This window comes from Paenibacillus oryzisoli (assembly GCF_050467285.1).
Lineage (GTDB): Bacteria > Bacillota > Bacilli > Paenibacillales > NBRC-103111 > Paenibacillus_E > Paenibacillus_E oryzisoli_A.
The window spans coordinates 521941-543956 of sequence record NZ_JBCMUN010000006.1; the positions used below are offsets into that span (position 1 = coordinate 521941).

17 protein-coding genes are annotated in these 22016 nt (G+C 50.8%); 16 read left to right on the forward strand and 1 reads right to left on the reverse strand.

The window, feature by feature from the left end; all coding sequences use genetic code 11:
* Positions 1–266: 266 nt before the first annotated feature.
* From ABE504_RS11145 to ABE504_RS11215, 15 genes are all read left to right on the forward strand, one after another.
* A complete protein-coding gene (locus ABE504_RS11145; RefSeq protein WP_430088689.1) occupies positions 267–2123 on the forward strand; it encodes a chondroitinase-B domain-containing protein in 1857 nt (618 codons plus the stop codon).
* 157 nt (positions 2124–2280) lie between these two features.
* The gene (locus ABE504_RS11150; RefSeq protein WP_430088117.1) at positions 2281–3924 is read left to right on the forward strand and encodes an extracellular solute-binding protein; all 1644 of its coding nucleotides are present in this window, start codon (positions 2281–2283) and stop codon (positions 3922–3924) included.
* A 40-nt stretch (positions 3925–3964) separates the two neighbouring features.
* Complete coding sequence (locus tag ABE504_RS11155; RefSeq protein WP_430088119.1) at positions 3965–4864, forward strand: ABC transporter permease; 900 nt, start codon at positions 3965–3967, stop codon at positions 4862–4864.
* An 11-nt stretch (positions 4865–4875) separates the two neighbouring features.
* Entirely contained in the window at positions 4876–5754 is an 879-nt protein-coding gene (locus ABE504_RS11160; protein WP_430088120.1) for a carbohydrate ABC transporter permease, read from the forward strand.
* Between the two features lie 19 nt (positions 5755–5773).
* Positions 5774–6898, forward strand: coding sequence for a glycoside hydrolase family 88 protein (locus tag ABE504_RS11165; protein WP_430088122.1), 1125 nt, complete (start codon positions 5774–5776; stop codon positions 6896–6898).
* 37 nt (positions 6899–6935) lie between these two features.
* Positions 6936–8402 carry a polysaccharide lyase 6 family protein gene (locus tag ABE504_RS11170; RefSeq protein WP_430088124.1) on the forward strand — a complete coding sequence of 489 codons (1467 nt, stop codon included), beginning with the start codon at positions 6936–6938 and terminating at the stop codon, positions 8400–8402.
* 130 nt (positions 8403–8532) lie between these two features.
* The gene (locus ABE504_RS11175; protein WP_430088126.1) at positions 8533–8766 is read left to right on the forward strand and encodes a hypothetical protein; all 234 of its coding nucleotides are present in this window, start codon (positions 8533–8535) and stop codon (positions 8764–8766) included.
* Between the two features lie 417 nt (positions 8767–9183).
* Positions 9184–10542, forward strand: a complete 1359-nt coding sequence (locus ABE504_RS11180; protein WP_430088127.1) for an ABC transporter substrate-binding protein — start codon at positions 9184–9186, stop codon at positions 10540–10542.
* A gap of 30 nt (positions 10543–10572) precedes the next feature.
* Entirely contained in the window at positions 10573–11466 is an 894-nt protein-coding gene (locus tag ABE504_RS11185) for a carbohydrate ABC transporter permease (protein WP_430088129.1), read from the forward strand.
* A gap of 10 nt (positions 11467–11476) precedes the next feature.
* The gene (locus ABE504_RS11190; protein ID WP_430088131.1) at positions 11477–12277 is read left to right on the forward strand and encodes a carbohydrate ABC transporter permease; all 801 of its coding nucleotides are present in this window, start codon (positions 11477–11479) and stop codon (positions 12275–12277) included.
* A gap of 12 nt (positions 12278–12289) precedes the next feature.
* Positions 12290–13036: a Cof-type HAD-IIB family hydrolase gene (locus ABE504_RS11195; protein ID WP_430088133.1), complete on the forward strand. Its 747-nt coding sequence runs from the start codon at positions 12290–12292 to the stop codon at positions 13034–13036.
* Between the two features lie 27 nt (positions 13037–13063).
* The gene (locus ABE504_RS11200; RefSeq protein WP_430088135.1) at positions 13064–13816 is read left to right on the forward strand and encodes an MBL fold metallo-hydrolase; all 753 of its coding nucleotides are present in this window, start codon (positions 13064–13066) and stop codon (positions 13814–13816) included.
* A 117-nt stretch (positions 13817–13933) separates the two neighbouring features.
* On the forward strand, positions 13934–14668 hold the full coding sequence (locus tag ABE504_RS11205; protein ID WP_430088137.1) for a hypothetical protein: 735 nt from the start codon (positions 13934–13936) through the stop codon (positions 14666–14668).
* An 11-nt stretch (positions 14669–14679) separates the two neighbouring features.
* Positions 14680–16368: a VWA domain-containing protein gene (locus tag ABE504_RS11210; protein WP_430088138.1), complete on the forward strand. Its 1689-nt coding sequence runs from the start codon at positions 14680–14682 to the stop codon at positions 16366–16368.
* 23 nt (positions 16369–16391) lie between these two features.
* Entirely contained in the window at positions 16392–17531 is a 1140-nt protein-coding gene (locus ABE504_RS11215; RefSeq protein ID WP_430088140.1) for a toxic anion resistance protein, read from the forward strand.
* An 88-nt stretch (positions 17532–17619) separates the two neighbouring features.
* Here ABE504_RS11215 and ABE504_RS11220 read toward each other — a convergent pair whose 3' ends face one another.
* Entirely contained in the window at positions 17620–19911 is a 2292-nt protein-coding gene (locus ABE504_RS11220; RefSeq protein ID WP_430088142.1) for a hypothetical protein, read from the reverse strand.
* Positions 19912–20221: 310 nt separating this feature from the next.
* On the opposite strand from ABE504_RS11220, the gene ABE504_RS11225 reads away from it, so the two are divergent.
* Entirely contained in the window at positions 20222–22015 is a 1794-nt protein-coding gene (locus tag ABE504_RS11225; protein ID WP_430088144.1) for an L-fucose isomerase, read from the forward strand.
* Position 22016 lies beyond the last annotated feature (1 nt).

A 22016-nucleotide genomic window follows, 5' to 3' on the forward strand; every position in this document is an offset into this window, starting at 1 on the left:
TTTTTCTTTTTTGACAGTTCGTTTGATAAATTGCTATGGCGGGAGTTTATTTTCTGCTTGTTATCCCCGGTTTTGCTAATCCACAAATGCAACCAAATGAGGTTCAATAAGCATGACATCGGAGATTCACACACACAATTTGAAGGGAAGGGAGGGAGGAACGCTTTAAGTATTTTGGTAAGCGCTTTCGCTTCGAAAGTTTTATCATATTCAGTGAAAAGGACGGTGTTTGTTACATGAAGATGTCGCTTAGACATGCTGGAGCCATGCTTTTGTGTGTTCTTTTGTTGGTGAGCTTGATTCCAGGCTTCGCTGCAGCAGCAGACACGAAATTCACCATCTCGGGTTCCAACGTGACGGCAAGTACCGACGATGGAAATGTGCCTTCGAATACGGTTGACGGCGATATGGGAACCCGCTGGTCAGCAAGCGGAGACGGCCAATGGATCAAATTCGATCTTGGCGGCAGTGTAACTGTAGCTTTTGTCAAAATTGCCTTTTTAAATGGATCTACGCGCACCTCCACGTTTGATATTCAGACTTCGGCGGACAATGCCACGTTCACAACCCGGCAAGCGAATGTCACCAGCAGCTTGGTCGATGGTCTCCAAACCTTCGATTTCCCGGATGTGGCGTCCGCCAGATATGTGCGAATCGTTGGTCATGGGAATTCATTGAACGCTTGGAACAGCTATTTGGAGGTCGAGGTTTATGGAAGTGGGGGAGGCACCCCTGCTGAGGATTCTGTGACGGTTTCGACTCCGGCTCAGCTGCAGAGCGCGATCAATCAGGCTGTACCCGGCAGGATCATTTATTTGGAGAATGGCACTTATTCACAATCCGGCCCTATTACAGTCAACGACATTCATGGTGAGGACGGTCAAGAAATCGTCATTAAGGCCGTGAACCGCGGGCAAGCGATTATATCCGGAGGGGCTTATTTCAGTCTGTATCAGTCGTCATATGTGACGATTTCGGGGTTGAAATTTACAACAACGACCAGCGCAAGCAACAATGCTGTGAAAATGGATGAATCCAGCCACATTCGCGTGACACGCAATGAATTCAATCTGAATGAAACCGGAGCTACGAACAATTGGGTCAAAATCAGAGGCATCAACAGCGACAACAATCGGATCGATCGGAATAAATTCGTATCCAAAGCGGATCCAGGACCGATTATCGCGGTAGATGGCGATGGAAGTACGTATATGTCGCGCTACACGATTATCGATCGCAACTACTTCTATGACAGCACGCCAAGGATTACCAACGGCAAAGAGAGCATTCGCCTCGGCTTATCCGGCGTATCCTTATTAAACGGGAACGCGACGGTAGAGAACAATCTGTTTGAGAACAGCGATGGAGACCCGGAAATCATTTCGGTGAAAAGCAGCGGCAATACGATTCGCTACAATACGATTCGAAACTCGCAAGGGCAGGTAACGGCAAGGCACGGCAACAACAATAAATTTTACGGGAATTTCTTCTTGGGCAATGGGAGCAAATCCGGTGTAGGTGGATTCCGCATCTATGGCACGGATCATCGCATTTATAACAACTATTTCGAAGGGCTTACGCTCGATCCGATTAATCTCGATGGCGGAGATTGGGATGGCGGATCGGATTCCACCAACTACAGCAGTGGGGATTTAAGCAAGCACTGGCGCGTGTACCGGGCGCAAGTGACGAATAACACCATCGTTGACAGCACATTCGGCATTATCATCGGCAGAAGCTATACGTCAGCGCCGGTAGACAGCCGAGTAGCTAATAACATCGTTCGCAACAGCACAGGCACCCTATACGAAGAAGTGAAAACGTCGAACGCCGTATTTGAAGGAAACATCGGCTACGGCAGCACGTTAAATAATCGTGCGAGAACGTCATCGGAAATTCGCAACATCACCCCATCGTTCACCACGGTTAACGGCTTGCAGAAGTTAACTTCCAGCAGCGCAGCCGTTAATGCCGCTGTAGGCAGTTACTCTTACGTAACTGAGGATATGGATGGTCAAACGCGTTCAACGAACGATGTCGGCGCAGATGAATATTTCAGCTCCTCGACGGCCATCGTCCGCGCGCCGCTTAGCGCTTCGGATGTAGGACCTGACAGCCCGTAACTTAAAAACGAAACAGGTATGCAAAAACTGGAACTTTCGGTTTTTGCATACCTGTTTCGATATTGAAGATAGTCTTTTTCCTGGAAATTCGGCAAAATGAAGCATGCAAGCGTTTTCAGTTGAATTCAACGGTTTAACTACGGAAATGGGGGATAACATGGAAAGCAATCCATTGAAAAGCAAGTATCGTACCTACAGCGCTGCGGGACTCAGTGCCCTCCTGTTCACAAGCATGGTGCTCTCCGCTTGCTCGGAGACCGTCAGCACAAGTAAGGAAAGTGCGAGTCCGTCAGGGGCAGATGCAGCCAAGGCCGTCTACCCGCTGAATGCGAAAGAAACGCTGACATCCTGGGAAAGTTTAAACAATAATGCAATCACGTTTTATCAGAACCTGGCTGAAACGCCATTCGGCAAACAGCTGGCCAAAGAAACGGGCGTTGAGGTGAAATATATTCACCCGAACGACCAGCAGATGAAGGAGCAATTTAATCTGATGATTGTGGCTGACAAGCTGCCGGATGTTATTGAATATGATTGGACGGGGAGAAGCGCGGGATCTTACCCGGGTGGCCCTGAGAAGGCGATTAACGATAAAGTCATTCTGGAGCTCAATGATCTCATCGATAAGTATGCGCCGAACTTGAAGAAAAAGCTGGCTGAGGATAAAGAGCTCGACAAAATGATCAAGACGGACAGCGGCAAATATTACGTATTTCCGATGATTCGCAACCCTTCCGGCCTTGTTTTCCGGGGCCCGATCATTCGCAAAGACTGGTTGGATGAGCTGCAATTGCCGATGCCAGAGACCATTGATGAATGGGAGACGACGTTAAAGGCATTCCGTGACAAAAAGGGAGCAACGGCGCCATTCAGTGTCACATATGTCAACGGGAATTTCGAGATTCGCGACGCCTTTATCGGCGCTTATCATACGTCGAACACGTTCTATCTCGATGACGCAGGTAAAGTCAAGTATGGCCCTGTCGACCCGCAATATAAAGATTTCTTAGCCCTGTTCCGTAAATGGTATGCCGAAGGATTGTTTGATAAAGATTTTGCCTTGACGGACGGGAAAGCGCTGGATACGAAAATACTTGGCGGTCAAACCGGGGCAACCGTTGGCTTGCTGAGCGGAGGCCTGGGGAAATGGCTTGATGCCATGAAAACGAAGGATCCGAAATTTAATCTGGTGGGCTCGCCGTATCCAACCCTCAAAAAAGGCGAAAAGCCATTTACCGGGCAGATGGATTTCAAATACAACCCAGGTCCAAGCAAAGCGGTTTCGGCCACGACGAAAAATCCGGAACTCGCAGTTCGCTGGTTGGATTACGCTTACAGCACGCAAGGCGGCCTCTTGTTCAACTTTGGCGTCGAGGGTGAAAGCTATGTCATGAAAGACGGGAAGCCTGAGTACACCGATCAGATTGTCAAAAACGATAAATACAGCTTGCAGCAGATGGTCTCCCAGTATACGAAGCCGAACGGTCCTTATGAAGCGGATGAACGACGCAACTGGAATACATACCCGCAGCAGGATGCAGCCGTCAAATTATGGATGAATACCGACGCGGCTAAACATACGATACCGGCCTTTCTTACGCCTACCGCCGATGAAAGCAAAGAGCTCGGCAAAATTGTTAACGATGTAAGCAACTATAAGGAAGAGATGTTTTCGAAGTTCATTATGGGTAAAGAGGCGCTTGAAAACTACGACAAATACGTCGAGCAAATTAAAAAGCTGGGCATTGATCGCGCGGTAGAGATTTATCAGAACTCGCTGGATCGCTATAACAAGCGATAGAAGCCGCCAAGGTTTGGATACGGAAGGGAGTGGAGGGGATATGTCAATTCTGAAAGATATTCGGAAAAATAAACTGCTCTATCTCATGCTGCTTCCTGTTCTTTTGTTTTTCGGGACGTTTCATTATGTCCCTATGTATGGGGCGATTATCGCCTTTAAGGACTTCTCCCCAAGGCTTGGCATTCTCGGAAGTCCGTGGGCCGGGCTCGAACATTTTAAAACCTTTTTCGAAGGCATTTATTTCTGGCGGACGCTAAAAAATACGATCTTCATCAGCGTGTATGATCTGATTTTTGGCTTCCCGGCTCCCATCATCCTGGCGCTGCTGCTCAATGAAATTAAAAAGACCATGTTCAAACGGTCGATTCAAACCATTACCTACATGCCGCATTTCGTTTCGCTCGTCGTCGTATGCGGCATGATCAAGGAATTCACCGCAAGCAATGGGCTCGTCAATGATGTGATCGCTTTTCTGGGCGGCGAACGGCTCTCGCTGCTGCTTGAATCCCAATTTTTCCGCGCGATTTACGTGTCCTCCGGTGTTTGGCAGCATATTGGTTGGGGCACGATCATCTATCTGGCCGCACTAGCCGGCATTGATACGGAGCAGTATGAGGCTGCGAAAATCGACGGCGCAGGGCGCTGGAGGCAAACGCTCCATATCACGCTGCCGGGCATCATGCCCACGATCGTGATTTTATTGATTTTGGAGATGGGGCGCATGATGAACGTAGGGTCGGAGAAAATTATTTTGCTCTATAATCCTACCGTTTACGACACCGCTGATGTGATCAGCTCTTATGTGTATCGCATGGGCCTGCAGGAATTCAATTACAGCTTCAGCTCGGCTGTGGGACTATTCAATTCGGCCATTAACTTTGCCCTTGTAATCGGGTCCAACTGGTTAAGCCGCAAGCTGAACGATACCAGTCTGTGGTAAGGGGGATGACGATGCATCGCAAATCATGGGGGGAATGGACGTTTGATCTCGGCAACTATATGGTGCTATCCGTGCTCGCGCTGGTTACCATATACCCGATCGTGTATGTCCTGTTCGCATCTTTAAGCGATCCTACGCTGTATATGCAGCACAGCGGAATTCTTTGGAAGCCGCTTGATTTTAATCTCAAAGCCTACAAATTGGTGTTCGAGAACGGGACCATTATGCACGGCTATGTCAATACGATGATCATTGTCGTCGTGGGCTTGTCGTTGAACATTCTGCTGACTTCGCTGGGCGCCTATGCACTGTCCCGCAAATGTCTGGGGTATCGGAGACCCCTTATGCTGTATGTCGTGTTTACGATGTTTTTCAGTGGCGGTATGATCCCGTTTTATTTTACGGTGAAAGGACTCGGCTTGGCGAATACGTTATGGGCGCTCATCATTCCGCAGGCGATTTCCGCTTTCAATCTGATTTTGATGAAAACCGCTTTCGAAGCGATCCCGGACAGCCTGGAAGAATCCGCGAAGATGGATGGGGCGAATGAATTTGTTGTGCTATTTCGGATCATGCTTCCGCTCTGTATGCCTGTCGTGGCCGTCATGTTGCTGTACTACGGCGTGAGTCACTGGAACGCCTGGTTTAACGCGCTGATCTTCCTGCAAGATCGCTCGCTCTATCCGCTTCAGCTTGTGCTCAGAGAGCTGCTGCTGCAGAACGAGGCGAGTTCCATGGCGAGCGGCGCAAGCTCGGGCGAGGTCTCCATCATCGGTGAAACGTTGAAGCATGCGACCATTATTATCGCGACCGTACCGGTTCTGATCGTCTACCCCTTCTTGCAAAAATATTTCGTCAAAGGCGCTTTAATTGGCGCGATTAAAGGATAATTAAAGGAGAAACATGGACATGGAAAAGCATACGGGGATTGAATCCGCCGCTCTGGAAGCTTGGTGGAAAGGCGTACAGCGCAAGGCGGATGGGATGCTAAGCCGAGGTATAGAGCTTGCACCGCATGTCGCCAAATCGGGAGCTTACGACGGCTTGAAGCTGGATCAGTGGATCTCCGGTTTCTGGCCGGGAATGTTGTGGATTCTTTATGATCTGACAGGTGAAGAGCGCTATAAGGCTGCCGCCTGGGATTGGGATGTCCGCATGGAACGTCATCTGCTCGAGGACAACCATTTCCATCATGATGTCGGGTTCCAGCATTTGCCGACATCCGTCCTCAAATACAAACTGACCGGCGATCCGGACGGCAGACGACGCGGGCTCGCGGCAGCCAACTTTCTGGCCGGCCGCTTCAATCTGGCCGGGCAGTTCCTGCGGGCTTGGAATCGTGATTTGACCGGATGGGCCATCATCGACTGCATGATGAACTTGTCGCTCTTGTTCTGGGCTTCGAACGAGCTGGAAGATCCGCGTTTTGCGCAAATCGCCTGCGCGCATGCGGACACGGTGCTGAGGCATATGATCCGCGGGGATGGATCGACTTGTCACGTCGCTGTCTTTGATCCGCTGACAGGGGAATTGCTGGAATACAAAGGCTGGCAAGGCTATGCGCCGGACTCCTGCTGGTCCCGGGGGAATGCTTGGGCCCTGTACGGCATGACGAATACGTACCGCTTCACCAAGCAGATCAAGTACCTGCATGCTGCGCAGCAAGTCGCCCATCACTTCATCAGCTCGTTGCCGGCCGAGATGGTGCCGCCTTGGGATTTTCGGGTGCCGGATGCGGCCGAGGCGCCACGGGATACGTCCGCTGCGAGCATTGCGGCATCTGGGCTGCTTGAGCTTGCCTACGTCGTTCGAGCGGAAGACGGGCACAAGTACCGTTCAGCTGCTGAACGGATTTTGCGTTCCCTGTCCGAGAACTATGCCGCTTTCGATGAGCCGCAGCATGAGGGCATTCTGCACGGAGGAACGGGGCATAAGCCGGCAGAGGCCAATGTCGATGTCTCGTTGATCTACGGCGACTATTACTATGTGGAGGCGCTTGCCAAGCTGCAGGGCTGGCAGCATCGTGTATTCTAAGACAGCAAGATGAGGAAGGTGTAGGAGAATGAAAGATATGCAGGCGATAAAGTTGGAGCATATCCAGGTCGGCATGGCCGCGGAATTGCAGCAAGCCTTGGATGAAGCGACGGCAGGAACGGTCATTGAATTGAAAAATGGGTCGTATGAACAAAGCGGCCCTTTCGTTATAAAGGATAAGCATGGGTCAGTGCTTCAGCCTATACGGATTGAAGCGGTTCACTTGGGAAAAGCCATCATCACAGGGGACTGCTATCTCCATATTGAAAATTCCAGCTATATTGAAGTTGTCGGACTTACCTTTCATAGCGGCATAGGTGCAGCCTCCAGCGAGCAGTCGCTGATCGACAGAGGCTTGTCCCACCGCAGTCTGACGGGTGTCCATCCGGGCATTCAATTGCAAAGCGCCAGCCATGTTTCCATTTTGCGCAACACGTTTGCCCTGAATGAAATTGGTCAGCCGTTCCGGTTCCTTGTGGATAAGGTTCCTGTGTGGGGGCTCTACGGCATCGCGGGCAGTTGCCGGTATGGCAGCCGTTACGACCCGAACGGGGACGTATACAGCGGCCCGACGCCTTATGACGACGCCAATCTGATTACCGACAATGGCACGCACCGCCATTTCATTCGGGTGGAGGGCGTGAGCAGCCATAACCGGATTGCCTACAACGACATTGGGCCCAAGCGAGCGTTCGGCGCCGTCCTCATTTATGACGGGGAAGGACATACCGGACAGACGATTTCGCAGCATGACGTCATTGAATATAACTATTTTCACGATATCGGCCCGCGGGTGACGAACGGATTAGAGGCGATCCGGCTTGGTTTATCCAGCGTTTCCTTGGCACCTGCGTATGCCACGATCCAGTATAATTTGTTCGACGGCTTCGATGGCGAAGATGAGATTATCTCGGTGAAAAGCAGCGACAATACCATCCGCTATAATACAGTTCGCCAATCATATGGGGGATTCGTCGCCAGGCACGGCCATCGCAACAACTTTTACGGTAACTTCTTCTTCGGCGACGGGAAGAAGCCGGGGATGAGCGGCTTCCGTATTTATGGGAACGACCATAAAATTTATAATAATTATATGGAAGGCCTGACGGACCGCGTTATAAGGCTTGATGGCGGGTCCCATGATGCCGGCCCTGAAGGCGGAACGAACCCCACCGTCAAGTGGATGAAGGAGGGCAAAGAAATGTCTGCGACGCTGGGGGATCTGCCCGCCGAGCAGCGGACCGAGCTTCTTCGCGGGCACTGGCGGCCGTACCATGTGCAGATTTACAACAATACGTTGGTGAACATAAATGATACCGATTGTATCTCGACTGGCGGTAAAGCTTACCAGCCTGTGGGCACGAATGTTTATGATAACCTGATCTTGAGTCATTCAGGAACGATGCGATTGGAAACAAGCGAGCTGCCGAAAGCTGAGGGGACTTTCCTAGATGGTTTTGTACGGCCGCTCACTGTCGAGGATGTAGGGCCTAGGGCTCGCTGAAACAAACAAGGGCAAGCGTACAAATCGTTCAATCATAGATTTTTGGGTGTTGTTAATTCGTACATCGTGTATAATTAAATTCGTAAAGTTGGGCAAAGCATGCGGAGTTTAACAAATGAAGGGGATAAACATGAACCAAGAGGATGTCGTCAAGCAGCGTATTAAAGATTACCAGCAGACAGAGGGAGTGCGGCCTCTTACTTGCGGAAACAACAGTAAGCACGAGAAATTATATCCTAAGGTTCTTGAACAAGGATTAGTTCTTCTTTGCCCTAATTGCAATTATGTTCAGACGTATATCCCAGATCTTTTTTTTGATGATGATTTTTATGAGTGGTTGCGAGGCATGAAGAGCTTGACTTAAGGCGAAGCGGTGAAATAAAGAGGTTGAACTAGGGAATCTCCTTTTCAACCTTTTTTTGCTTGCCATGCATACGGATTTGAAGCGTCTGGCGCTGCGGCCTTATGAAGCGCAGGTATTCAAGCTGCGCTAGGTTGTATGAACAACATTGCCGCCATAGGCAGAATAAAAAATGTGTTGCAGTCTCATCATGATTAGCGTATATTTGTCTGAGAATCCAAAAAATTCATACAATTGAAGTGTTGGCTGCGGGCTGAGTATTGGAGAAACCCAATTGCTACTCATTACTTTTTTCCTTGGGGAAAAGAGAATGGTTGCAATTGGGTTTTTTAGCGTCTGGAAAGGGGGGATCATCCGAGCAGTCCGTACCAAAAGCTGGAGGAATTACCATAACGATTTCGACAAAGGGAGTTGAAACGCGTGCTTTTTTCCAAAACCAGAATCCAAGTTGTAACCGCTCTCACCGCATGTGCATTGGCACTTACGGCTTGCGGCGGGGCTAGTCCCGCATCAACAGGAGGTGCCTCACTGGGCGTAACCGACGCGAAGTCAAGCGAGCCGGCGAAAAAGGATGCCAAGCCGATCGAGCTTTCCTTTTATTTTCCGGTAGCTGTCGGAGGACCGTTGACCAAAATATTCGATAGCTTGGCAGATCAGTTTAACAAGGAAAACAAAGAGGGCATTACCGTGAAGCCGATCTATACCGGCAGCAACCAGGACACGCTAATGAAAGCGCAAACCGCCGTGATGGGCGGCACGCCACCCGATCTCATGCTGTCGTCTTCCACAGATTTGTTCACACTGCTCGATATGGACGCGATTATCCCGCTCAACGATCTGGCCGCCAAAGACGGCGGGGACGCCTATCTCAAGGATTTTTATGAAGGATTCATGGCGAATGCGCAAACGGGCGGCAAGACGTACAGTATTCCGTTCCAGCGCAGCACGATCATTCTGTACTACAACAAGGAAGCGTTTAAAGAAGCGGGTCTTGATCCGAACAAGCCGCCGCAAAATTACCAGGAATTGACGGAGTATGCGAAAAAGCTGACAAAGCCCGGCCGGTGGGGAATTGAGATCTCCTCGACCGATTACGTCGGCTGGATGTTCCAGGCGCTGGCCTTGCAGAACGGCAAAAACCTGATGGACCAGGACGGCAAAAAAGTATTTATCAATACGCCGGAAAATGTAGAAGCGCTCCAATTTTGGATCGATCTGATCAAGAAAGAAAAGGTGATGCCGGAGGGTGCGACCAACTGGGCGACGATTCCATCCGATTTCACCAGTGGGAAAACGGCGATGATGTATCACACGACAGGCAATCTGGGAGCCGTCAAAAATGGCGCGAAATTTGAATTTGGAACAGCGTTCCTTCCTGCCGGCAAAAATTTTGGTACGCCTGTAGGCGGAGCGAATCTGTACATTTTCAAAGGCATTGCGAAAGAACGGCAAGAAGCGGCGTGGACATATATCCGATGGTTGACGCAGCCGGAACGCCTAGCGCAATTCAGTATCGACACGGGCTACGTCGCGCCAACGAGAAGTTCGAATGAGACTGAGATTATGAAAAAGTACATCGCGTCTTTCCCGCAGGCTGTTACGGCACGCGACCAACTGAAGTATGCTTCGGCGTCGTTCTCTACGCATAACTCCGGGGAAGTCGGCAAAGTGTTGAATGACCGGCTCCAGTCCGCCATTGTAGGCACCGTGCCGCCTGCGGAAGCGCTGAAGAACGCGCAGGAAGCGGCGGAGAAGCTTCTCGCTCCATTTAATAAATAATCGAGTGCATCAAGATTGGAGGAGTGATCCATGGAGAAGCGGTTATTCGCCAGAAAATTGCGTGAAAATATGCAAGCCTGGCTGCTTCTCCTTCCTACCTTCGTTTTTCTCGCCATGTTTACGTTCTACCCTTTGTATAAAACGGTAGCGGCCAGTTTTTATTTGAAGAAATTGGCGGTTCGCGTACCGCAATTTGTTGGAGGGGACAACTACAGGAGTTTATGGGAAGATGCGAAGTTCTGGAAGGTGCTGGGCAATACGATCATCTTTGTGCTGGGGACGGTGCCGATTGCCATGGCCGTTGCCCTCGCGATGGCTTTATTTGTGAATCGGGCGGTCAGGGGCAACGGATTTATGAGAACGTTCTTCTTCTACCCGACGGTCATTCCGGCTGTCGCTATCGCCAACATTTGGCTGTTCATTTACACGCCGAAATACGGCATTTTAAACAGCATCCTCAGTTGGTTCCACATCCCTTCGATCAATTGGCTGGGCGATGTCGGTACGGTTCTTGGCGCAACGATCGCGATGGCGATTTGGAAGGAAGCAGGGTTTCTGATGGTGTTCTACTTGTCCGGGCTGCAAAATATTCCAAAGGATCTTTACGAAGCCGCAGACATCGACGGGGGGAGACCGTGGTTTGTTTTCAGAAAAATTACGTTCCCCTTGTTGATGCCGAGTACGTTGTTTATTTTCATCATCGCGACCACCGGTACATTCAAATTGATCGACCACTTGCCGGTCATGACCGGCGGGGGACCTGACAATGCCAGCAACCTGCTGCTGTATCTGATTTATGAGACGGCGTTCAAGTTCTGGGATGAGGGGATGGCGGCGACATTGACCGTGGTCTTAATTGTGCTGCTCCTGATCGTGTCGTGCATTCAGTTCTTCGGCCTGGACAAGAAAATTCATTATAGTTAGGATGATCGAAATGCGGTATTTAAAATATGGCGTGATGTACTTGCTGGCTGCCATTTGGATCATCCCTATCCTATGGACAGTATGGACATCGTTCCGGCCTCGCGATCTTATCGTTTCGGCAGGATGGTCGCTGCAGTTTACCTTCGCTAACTATCAAACAGCCTGGAATGCGGCGCCATTCGGGCAGTATTATGTAAACACGATTGAGATCGCGATCGGCATTCTTGCCGTTCAGCTGGTTACCGTCACATTGGCGGCTTACGCGTTTGCCCGGATGAACTTCTGGGGAAAAGATGTCATTCTGATGCTCGTCATGATGCAGATTATGGTTCCTCCCGATATTCTGATTGTCCAAAATTATCAGGTGTTGAAAGGTTTGCATCTGCTGGATACAAAGCTCGGCATTATGATTCCTTATTTTGCTTCCGCATTCGGAACTTTCCTATTAAGACAAACATTCAAGTCCGTGCCGTACGAACTGGAAGAAGCGGCTAGGCTTGACGGCTGCAATTTGCTGCAAATTATTATGCGGGTGTACGTGCCGTTGGCTGTTCCTTCCATCATCTCGTTCGGCATTGTCTCCATCAGCCACCACTGGAACGCGTTCCTGTGGCCGCTGATCGTAACGAATTCACCGGAAAATCGGCCCTTAACCGTGGGGCTTGCCATATTTGCGCATGCGTCGGAGACCGGGGCTCAATTTGCGGAAGTAACGGCAGCCACGTTAATTATCGCTTTGCCGCTGCTGCTAGGATTTTTTCTATTCCAAAAAAAGTTTATCAACAGCTTCATGCATTCAGGTGTGAAGTAATCAAGGAGACGCATGACAACATACAAATTGCTTGCCCTGGATATGGATGGTACCTTACTTAATGATCGAAAAGAAATCTCCCAGCCCAATGCGGAATGGATCGCAAAATGCCGGGAACAAGGCGTCACCGTCGTTTTGTCGACAGGTCGAGGGATTCAACACATCCTTCCCTATTTCGACCAGCTTAAGCTGGACTCGCCGATCGTCGCCGTAAATGGCGGAGAGGTGTGGAAAAGGCGGGATCAACTGCATCTGCGGCATGTGATCCCTTTTGGCCAGATCGAGGAGCTGCGCCGGATTGCGCTCGAGTTGAACGTGTGGTACTGGGCGTACCATACAGAAGGCAAACCGACCCGGGATCGATGGGACGAAAGCTGCGGCAGTCAAATGGCGTGGATCAAATTCGGCTATCGTACGGAAGATCCGGCTAAACTGGCCATCCTTCATGAGAGAATTTCGCAGATCGGGGATTTTGAGCTCACGAATTCCCATCCCACCAATATTGAAGTCAATCCGGCTGGGATTACGAAGGCGAGCGGGCTGCGCGAGGTTTGCAAATTGCTGAACATCGGTATGCAGGAGGTTGTGGCGGTTGGAGACAGCGCCAACGATTTGGCCATGATCGCTGAAGCAGGACTGGGCGTAGCGATGGGGAATGCGCAGGAAGAAGTCAAGCTTGGGGCGGATGTCGTTACGGATTCCAATGAGGAAGACGGGGTCTCGAAGGTGATTAAGCGGTATATTTTGGAGCTTGGCTGAACGAGGATCGGAGGATGAAACGCTGCTATGTTGAATGTTCTATTTATGGGTACCGCCAGCGCTTCCGGAAGCGTGGAGCGGGAGAATACGTACTTGCTTCTTGAAAGCGGAGAACGGTGCTGGATGATCGACGTCGGCGGCAATCCGCTCGGCAAGCTGAAGCAAGCGGGAATCTCGCTTGACCGGATCCAAGGCGTGCTGTTGACGCATTTTCATGTTGATCATATTTACGGCTTACCTTCCTTGCTTTGGGGGATGTGGATCGCTCGCAGGCGTGATCCCCTTACCATTTATTGTGCAAGCGAGCACAAAGATCAGCTGACGGCCATCCTGGCAAGCTATCGGGTGGCGGAATGGCCGATACTATTCACCATTCACATTCACGATTTTGACTGGACGGAGCCTGCTGTGGTTATTTCCGAGGAGGGGCTAACGGTTTCGACGTTTCCCAGTCTGCATGTAGGTGCGACAGTCGGGGTCAAAGTAGAGTCGGTGGGCTCCGTATTGATCTACTCGGCCGATACGATGCCGAATGAGAGCATTGGCCGACAAGGGAAAATCGACGTCCTTATCCATGAGGCAACGAAAGCGAAGGGCTCTGCAAACGGCCATACCAGTTTGGAGGAACTGCTTGACTATTATCCGATCGATCAGATCGAGCGGGTGTATGCGGTTCACTTGACTGACGGTGAGCCGTATGCTGAAGTGTTAGCGGCGTGCGGCGCGGCAACAGAGGCCAAGGTTACTCTGGCTTATGACATGATGAGAATAGATGTATAACTGACGAAAAACCGCCATTATGGCGGTTTTTTAACGTATTTGAGGGACGGCGCCGGAAAAATATGGTATCATTTTGGAAACTGAACATGTTTCAAGGCAGAGGGGGTATGCGTTTGAATGGGTACCAGATACATAAAGCTTTTCGGTCTTATCTTCGGTATTGTCGCGGTGAACATTGCGGTGTTCTCACCCGGATTTATTGGCGCCAAGTTCGGCGCGTCGGCGCTGTCATCGGCTTTTGGCGCGACGTTGATCCTGGCAAGCGCGTTGGCTTTGCTTTATGGAACGTACAGCCTGATCTTCAAATTGCCCGCCGCTGTACCGATAAAGCAAATCCAAACCCAGGAAGATTACGCGGAGGCGTTGTCGCACTACAGACGAGTTAAGGTGCTGGAAGAGCCTATGCGTTTGGCTTTGAGCCAGCTGGAGCGGATTCAGAAGAAGAAGGCGACTTTGCTCGAAACGCTCAATCAGCGATTTGAAGCAAGTGAGCTCAGCTATGCAAGATTCGTTTCGGTAATTCAGGAGATCGAGAATCTGTTTTATCGCAATTTGAAGAGTATCTTGAATAGGTTGGGCGCTTTCGATGAAACGGAATTCAAAAGCGTGACCGGGGCGGGTTCTTCCAAGCTTCCACCGGCCCTGCTTCAAGAAAGAAAAGCCGTCTATAACGAGTACCTTTCATTTACAAGCAGCTCTTTAGGAACGAATGAGGAAATCTTGCTGAAGCTCGACAAGCTCCTGCTGGAAATATCCAGGCTCGACAGTCTTGAAATCGGTGACATTGAGAAGATGCCTTGCATGCAGGAAATCGATACGCTCATCAAGCAAACCAAATATTATAAGAACTAGAGGTGTTGTGAATGAAGAGTAAAAAAACGTTTTTCTTCCTCTCGGTGATCTTCCTTGCGCTGGTCTTTTTCCTCGTGTACGGAGGGATCAAATTTACCGCCAACTTGGGCAAATCGGCTGCTCAGGTGACGGTGGAGGACGCAGGTAAGCAGCTTGACAAATACTACAAGAACATTGCGCCTAAGACCGAGACAGTGGCCAAAGGCCAAGTCGATCTTGATCCCGTTGATGTCGCCTCTACCCTGCCGGACATTAATAAATTCCCTGTGACGGTGAACAACACGAGCGACAACTTCGTTGAAATCTTCTCTTCCACCGAGAAATCGGGAACAGGGGTTGACGGCTGGTTGACGGAAACGGCGACAGAGTTCAACAAAGCGAATGTGATGGTGGGCGGCAAACCGGCATCTGTGAAAATCCGGAATATCGCCTCAGGAACGGCGGCGGATTTCATTCGATCCGGCAAGGTTGTACCCGATGCGTTTACACCTTCCAACGAGCTATGGGGAGAAATGGTGAAGGCTAGCGGGGTGAAGACGCAGCTCGTATCCAAGCGCCTTGTCGGCAACGTCCCGGGGATTGTCATCGCGAAGGCCAAATACGATGCGCTGGTTGCCAAGTACGGCTCCATCAACGTTCAAACGATCACGGATGCCATCGCGAACAATCAGTTGTCCATGGGCTATACCGACCCGTTTGCAAGCTCGACCGGCCTTAATTTTCTGATTACTGCCCTTAATGCTTATGATAGCGCCAATGTTTTAAGCGACAAGGCCGTGCAAGGATTTGAGAAATTCCAAGCCAACGTTCCGTTCATCGCTTCGACGACCATCCAAATGCGCGACGCCGCTACTTCCGGTGCGCTCGACGGCTTCGTGCTGGAATACCAAACCTACGTGAACGCGCCTGAATTAAAAAATGGATATGTGTTCACCCCGTTTGGCGTACGGCATGATAGCCCGCTCTATGCGCTCGGCGATATTTCCCAAAACAAGCTCGACATCCTGAAGCAGTTTGCTGCCTTCGTCACCCAGGACAAATATGCAAAGACAGCCAAGGATAAAGGATTTAACGGGCTTGACGATTATACATCCGAAATGGCTCCCATTGAAGGAAAAGTACTTATCTCTGCACAAAAAGTGTGGAAGGAAAAGAAGAACTCCAGTAAGCCGATCACAGCGGTATTCGTCACCGACACCTCCGGCAGCATGAGCGGAGCGCCGTTGAACCGTTTGAAGGAATCACTGATCAAAGGGCAGAAGTATCTTGGCAGAGACAACAGCATCGGATTGATTTCCTATTCGGACAACGTGACGATCAAGCTCCCGATTGCCAAATACGATCTGAATCAGCAGTCGCTCTTCGTAGGCGCCGTGAACAGCCTGCAAGCCAGCGGCAATACGGCCACCTTTGATGGCATTATCGTCGCACTGAAGATGCTTCAGGATCAGCTTGCCGCGAACCCAAATATCAAACCGATTATTTTCGTTCTTAGCGACGGTGAAACGAATAAAGGCTATTCGCTCAACGATATTAAGGGACTCATCGAGACGTACAAAATTCCAATTTATACCGTCGGTTACAATGCGAACATCAAGGCGCTTGAAAGCATCTCGGGCATTAATGAAGCAGCCAGCATCAATGCAGATACCGATGACGTCGTGTACAAAATCGGCAACCTGTTTAACGTTCAAATGTAATTCCAATCCAAGGAGGAATGTGTATGTCGTTTACGATGGATGTTGCCAATGTTGAGCAAATTAAAGCTGTAATTGAAGAAACGGTGCAACCCGTTCCGGAAGAGACCGCTAAGCTGAAAGAGATCGCGGATGCCAATGTGGCCTCGATCCTGAATCTGGATGAGAACGCGCTGGAGCAGCGGAAAGACATCCTCCAGTCGATCGAGAGCTTCGGTCTTGATACCATGAAAGTTTCTTCGCAAAAAAATACATTGCTTCAAGTATCGGTCGGCAATCTCGCCAAAAGCGGGGATGAAGGCGGGCCCGTTGCCAAAGGGCTCTCGGAACTGCATATCCAGTTGAAGGATTTGGATCCCAGCCTTGTAGATTTTGCCAAGAAAGGCTTTCTCGGCAATCTGTTCAATCCGCTGCGCGCCTATTTCCTCAAGTATGAAAAGGCGGATCATGTCATTGCTGACATCGTGGTTTCGCTCGATAAAGGGAGAACGATCTTAAAGAACGACAACACGACGCTGGAGCTCGAACAGCAAGCGATTCGGGAACTCACGAAAAAGCTGCAGAAAGAAATTCAGCTCGGCACAATGATGGATGCCTCGATTGAAGTACAAATCGAAGCGGCGAAGCAGCGCGGCGAGGATCCCGACAAGATTCGTTTCATCACGGAAGAAGTGCTGTTCCCGATGCGTCAGCGGGTGATGGATCTGCAGCAGATGCTGGTCGTCAATCAGCAGGGCATTATGGCCTATGAAGTGGTGATTCGAAATAACCGCGAGCTGATCCGCGGCGTTGACCGGGCCAAAACAGTCACGATTTCGGCGCTTAAAATTGCGGTTACCGTTGCGAGCGCGCTCTACAATCAGGGCATTGTCCTCAAAAAGATTGAGCTGTTGAATCAAACGACTAACAACCTGATTGCAGGGACGTCCAAGATGCTCAAAAATCAGGGAGCAGCCATTCAGCAGCAAGCGATGGAAAGCAGCGTTTCCGTAGACACACTTAAGCAAGCCTTCGCTGATGTGCTGTCTGCCTTTGATTCCATCAGTTCCTACAAGCAGGCTGCGCTTCCGAAAATGCGGGAAACGATCAATCAATTTCGCGCCTTGTCGGATGAAGGGGAGAAGCATATTCTCCGTTTGGAAAAGGGAAGTTCCTTAGGTCTTTAAGGGTCTTATACACGGTCGTCGGCCGAAAACAAACGCCCTGCCCTCCTATCATTGATCTTAACAATGATGGGGGGCAGGGCGCAGCTATTTATTTGGAAAGTGTAAAGTAATCGAAATCCGCAGTTAGGTTAAGGTTGGACCATGTTTTGGACAAGAGACCGACAGCAACAGGAGACGCATACGGATAGTAGTCATTCGAAACGTTCGTCCAAGGATCGTTGGCATTTGTTTTATAATCGGCGTAATAGCGCTGGCCCACTTTCCTCATGCGGAGGTAGACGGAGGGGTTTGAATAACTTGGGACAACGGTGAGTGCCGGATAACCGGACCTGCTCAGCTCCAAGCCAGAGCCTTGCAAATTCCCCCAAACATAATAGTTGTTCGGCCCGAATTTGACCGTCAGCCCGGTGTGGAAGTTCGAATTCGCGGTGTAGGCTGACAGATTCAGCTTCGTCTCGATCGTCCAGTCGCCGGCCCCCATATCCGTCCTTGTCAACTTTGGAGCATTGTCAATCGTCGTCCAATTGTCGTAGGTGTTCGTGCTCGGCAAGCTCATTCTGAAATTCCCGTTCACCAAAGCGTTCGTCGGGCCTGCTAACGGAGCGCTCCATGTCCAGCTGCTGGATAAAGGACCGTCAAACGTGTCCGTGACTGTTGAGGCGAATCGATCCGCATAGTAGACTTCAAGCTCGCTGATCGTGGTGAATTTGGCTGTGCCGCCAGGCGTCCCGATGATGCGAACACCGTCCCCCCATGTATCGTCAAAATTCAGCGTATACGTCTTATACGGAGCCGCTGTGCCGTCGCTCGGGTAATCCGGCGATGCGGATAGGCCGGTCACATCCACCCAATTGAAGTTTTGACGTACTTGCACCTTCACCCCGTTGCTGAACCAACCGCCGTCCGGAAACGAATTTCCTGTCGTGTAGACGACTTTATTGAGATTGTACGGACGTCCCCAGGTATAGCCCCAGTAGCTTTCCGTCTTGGCTTCCCCGTTCCAATCGTCCGCATTGACATTTTTGACGCCGTCGTTCAGCGCCCAAGGGTTGCCTTGATGAAAGCTCGCTTTCGTAAACGGTGTTTTGCTCTCGCCGCTGACAGCTAAATTGTTCGTGCTGCTCTTCGTATTGACAGGTGTCAAGCTGGCGTTATAAGGCGTGACATACAATTGCCGCAGCGAAAAATTATAGTTATTGACCGGACCTTCGAACGTGTTCGCGTTAAACCACATGCGTTTGCCATCCGCGCTGATGTATTTGGACGGCATGACGGTCGTATAGCCTCCGTTTTTGCCCGTCGTCCATGGTGAATTGTAAGGGCCGAAGTCTTTGGAAAGAAACTTCTTCCAAGGTCCCCAAGGTGCTGGCGCTTCGTAAAATTCATACGTATATTCGGTCCAGGATAGGTAAATAAACCGGTTCAAAGCGCGATTGTAGGTCACGCTGCCCTGCGAAAGCTTCGTCATATCTTTAATATCAGCGGAGGGAAACCCGGAAGTCGTAGTCGAGTAAACCCTTGAATCGTCCTGGAGGACGGGCTTTTTCGAGGCGATGCTGCCGAAAGAGGACCATGACTCCGCGCCGTCGTTCAAGCCGCCGGTCCAGAACTGCCATTTGGAAAGATCCTGCACGTTGTCCGTCGCCAAAATTCTAGCTAAATACAGCTTGGTCGGATCGGGGACGGAGTTGCTGAACGAATCGCGCCAGTTGTAGTCCAAGCCGTACGCATAAATATAATCGTCTCTCGTGGAGTTCGGATCATTGTCTACGCCATCTTTGCCCCAGTCCAGAAAGATAACCGTCGTAAAGGCATTATTCGAAAACATAGGTGTCGTCGTGTTATACGTCCAGGTTACGCCTTTATCCATTGATTTCAGGATGGTGGCATTCGGAGCATCATTAAAGGTAGGGCCGAAAAACCGGGTGCCGGGGCACCGATTAAGATCTTGCACAGCCAGCCACAGGATGCCTCCGCGCGAGGTCAGACCCGTCGGCTTGCGGTTATAGGCGGCACTCCCGTCGGAGCACTTCGCGGTGTTCCACACTTTGCCTATGCCGGCATTAATCCGATTGCCGATCAAGTTCCTGTTGTCCGGGTGCCCGCTTGTGATCCGGCTGAATACAATGTCCGACCAGCCCTGGTTCGTCCATCCCCAGCCATCGCCGTTCGCCAAGTACAGATAATCGTCATTCGACCAGGCCGACGGCCATAGATCGCCATCGCTGTTCGTGTTATAAATGCTGCCTTCCTCGACAAAGGCCGTTGAGAAGAATGTGCTTTCTTCAGGAACGACCGCATGCGCTTGATGATTCGTTGTAAGCAGGATACATCCCAAGGATAAAGCAAAGCTTGCAAGCCATATGGGCAGTTTCTTCATAAAATGGCGCCTCCTTTCAACGTAATTGAGCATCAACCAATCCAGTTAAGTTTGTGAACTTCTTTCAACAATCAGCTTCCCTCCCTCCGCAGGATCTACAGCGAAGAAGGCTTCTCTCTTTCTTTCTACTCTTACCTTAAACGAATGCTCTTTTTGATTTAAGGAGAAATTTTTTGGCAGGGGAGATTAATTTTGCACAGTGTAAAAACGCGAAAAATAGGGGTTGACAGGAATTGGGGGCGGCACGTAAACTGTGTGTAAACGATTACGTAATCGTTTACACATTCGAATGAATCAGGAGTGATCCCATATGGAAAATGGTAAAATGATCAATCGTCTGCAAGGTTCAATGCCGAAAATCGGAATTCGTCCTGTGATCGATGGGCGGCGAGGAGGCATCCGTGAGTCTTTGGAAGATGTCACGATGGAGATGGCTGTCACCGTCGCAAGCTTCCTCAGTGAGCATCTGAAGCATGCCAACGGCTTGCCGGTCGAATGCGTCATTGCCGACACCTGTATCGGAGGTGTGGCGGAGGCGGCGCAGGCTGCAGAGAAATTCGCGCGCAGCGGTGTCGGGGTGACGATCACGGTAACGCCATCCTGGTGCTACCCGACGGAAACGATGGATACGGATCCTCACCTGCCCAAAGCGATCTGGGGCTTCAACGGAACCGAACGTCCTGGAGCGGTGTATCTTGCAGCCGCATTAAGCGCGCATAACCAAAAGGGGCTGCCCGCCTTCAGCATCTACGGCAAAGACGTACAGGATATGGGCGACACGTCCATTCCGGAGGATGTGCAGGTGAAATTGCTGCAATTCGCCAAAGCCGGCCTGGCGGTTGCAACGATGCGGGGGAAATCGTATTTGTCCATGGGCTCGGTTTCGATGGGGATCGCAGGCTGCATCGTGGACGAGAGCTTTTTCCAGCAGTATTTGGGGATGCGCAACGAATATGTGGACATGAGCGAGTTCATTCGCCGGATGGAACGCGGGATCTACGATGCTGCGGAGTACGAGAAAGCCTTGGCGTGGACGAAGGAAAACTGCCGGATCGGCGCGGATGTCAATCCGCCGCATCTGACGAGAACAGAAGCCCAGAAGCAAGGCGACTGGGAAACCGTCGTCAAAATGACGCTCATCGCTCGCGATATGATGATCGGTAATCCGAAGCTTGCGGAGCTGGGCTTCGGCGAGGAAGCGCTCGGCCGCAACGCGCTGGCGGCAGGCTTCCAGGGGCAGCGCGCGTGGACGGACCATTTTCCAAACGGCGACTTTATGGAAGCGATCCTGACCAGCTCTTTCGATTGGAACGGCATTCGCGAGCCGTTCATGCTCGCGACAGAAAATGACACGCTCAACGGCATTACGATGCTGTTCGGCCATCTGCTTACCGACGCCGCTCAAATTTTTGCCGATGTGCGTACGTACTGGAGTCCGGATGCGGTGAAACGAGTGACCGGATATGAGTTGACGGGTAGAGCGGAAAGCGGTATCATTCACTTGATTAATTCGGGCCCTGCAGCGCTCGACGGTACGGGCAGACAGAAGAAGAATGGCCAGCCGGCAATGAAACCATTCTGGGAAATTACCGAGGACGAAGTCCAGCAATGCCTGGAAGCGACGAAGTGGTGCCCAGCCGTCGATTTCTTCCGCGGAGGCGGCTACTCGACGGACTTCACGACATGTGAAGGCATGCCGGTTACCATGGCCCGGATCAACTTGATTAAAGGGCTGGGGCCGGTGCTGCAATTGGCTGAAGGCTATACGGTGGAGCTGCCCGACGATGTGCATGACATCCTGGATGCACGCTCCAACCCGACATGGCCGACGACCTGGTTCGTGCCGAACCTGACCGGTGAAGGTGCATTCAAGGACGTGTATGCCGTGATGAATCATTGGGGCTCCAATCATGGCGCGCTCAGCTATGGACATATTGGAAGCGATCTCATTACGCTAGCCTCCATGCTTCGCATCCCGGTCTGCATGCATAACGTTGCAGAGGAACGTATCTTCCGTCCGAGCACATGGACAGCGTTCGGCGTGATGGAGACTGCAGGCGCCGATTTCCGCGCTTGCGCAAATTTTGGACCGTTGTATCGATAAT

Excerpts from the sequence above, each read along its gene's own strand:
- ABE504_RS11145 (WP_430088689.1), top strand. The coding sequence starts at position 267 with ATGCTTTTGTGTGTTCTTTTGTTGGTGAGCTTGATTCCAGGCTTCGCT.
- ABE504_RS11150 (WP_430088117.1), top strand. The coding sequence starts at position 2,281 with ATGGAAAGCAATCCATTGAAAAGCAAGTATCGTACCTACAGCGCTGCG.
- ABE504_RS11155 (WP_430088119.1), top strand. The coding sequence starts at position 3,965 with ATGTCAATTCTGAAAGATATTCGGAAAAATAAACTGCTCTATCTCATG.
- ABE504_RS11160 (WP_430088120.1), top strand. The coding sequence starts at position 4,876 with ATGCATCGCAAATCATGGGGGGAATGGACGTTTGATCTCGGCAACTAT.
- ABE504_RS11165 (WP_430088122.1), top strand. The coding sequence starts at position 5,774 with ATGGAAAAGCATACGGGGATTGAATCCGCCGCTCTGGAAGCTTGGTGG.
- ABE504_RS11170 (WP_430088124.1), top strand. The coding sequence starts at position 6,936 with ATGCAGGCGATAAAGTTGGAGCATATCCAGGTCGGCATGGCCGCGGAA.
- ABE504_RS11175 (WP_430088126.1), top strand. The coding sequence starts at position 8,533 with ATGAACCAAGAGGATGTCGTCAAGCAGCGTATTAAAGATTACCAGCAG.
- ABE504_RS11185 (WP_430088129.1), top strand. The coding sequence starts at position 10,573 with ATGGAGAAGCGGTTATTCGCCAGAAAATTGCGTGAAAATATGCAAGCC.
- ABE504_RS11190 (WP_430088131.1), top strand. The coding sequence starts at position 11,477 with ATGCGGTATTTAAAATATGGCGTGATGTACTTGCTGGCTGCCATTTGG.
- ABE504_RS11195 (WP_430088133.1), top strand. The coding sequence starts at position 12,290 with ATGACAACATACAAATTGCTTGCCCTGGATATGGATGGTACCTTACTT.
- ABE504_RS11200 (WP_430088135.1), top strand. The coding sequence starts at position 13,064 with ATGTTGAATGTTCTATTTATGGGTACCGCCAGCGCTTCCGGAAGCGTG.
- ABE504_RS11205 (WP_430088137.1), top strand. The coding sequence starts at position 13,934 with ATGGGTACCAGATACATAAAGCTTTTCGGTCTTATCTTCGGTATTGTC.
- ABE504_RS11210 (WP_430088138.1), top strand. The coding sequence starts at position 14,680 with ATGAAGAGTAAAAAAACGTTTTTCTTCCTCTCGGTGATCTTCCTTGCG.
- ABE504_RS11215 (WP_430088140.1), top strand. The coding sequence starts at position 16,392 with ATGTCGTTTACGATGGATGTTGCCAATGTTGAGCAAATTAAAGCTGTA.
- ABE504_RS11220 (WP_430088142.1), bottom strand. The coding sequence starts at position 19,911 with ATGAAGAAACTGCCCATATGGCTTGCAAGCTTTGCTTTATCCTTGGGA.
- ABE504_RS11225 (WP_430088144.1), top strand. The coding sequence starts at position 20,222 with ATGGAAAATGGTAAAATGATCAATCGTCTGCAAGGTTCAATGCCGAAA.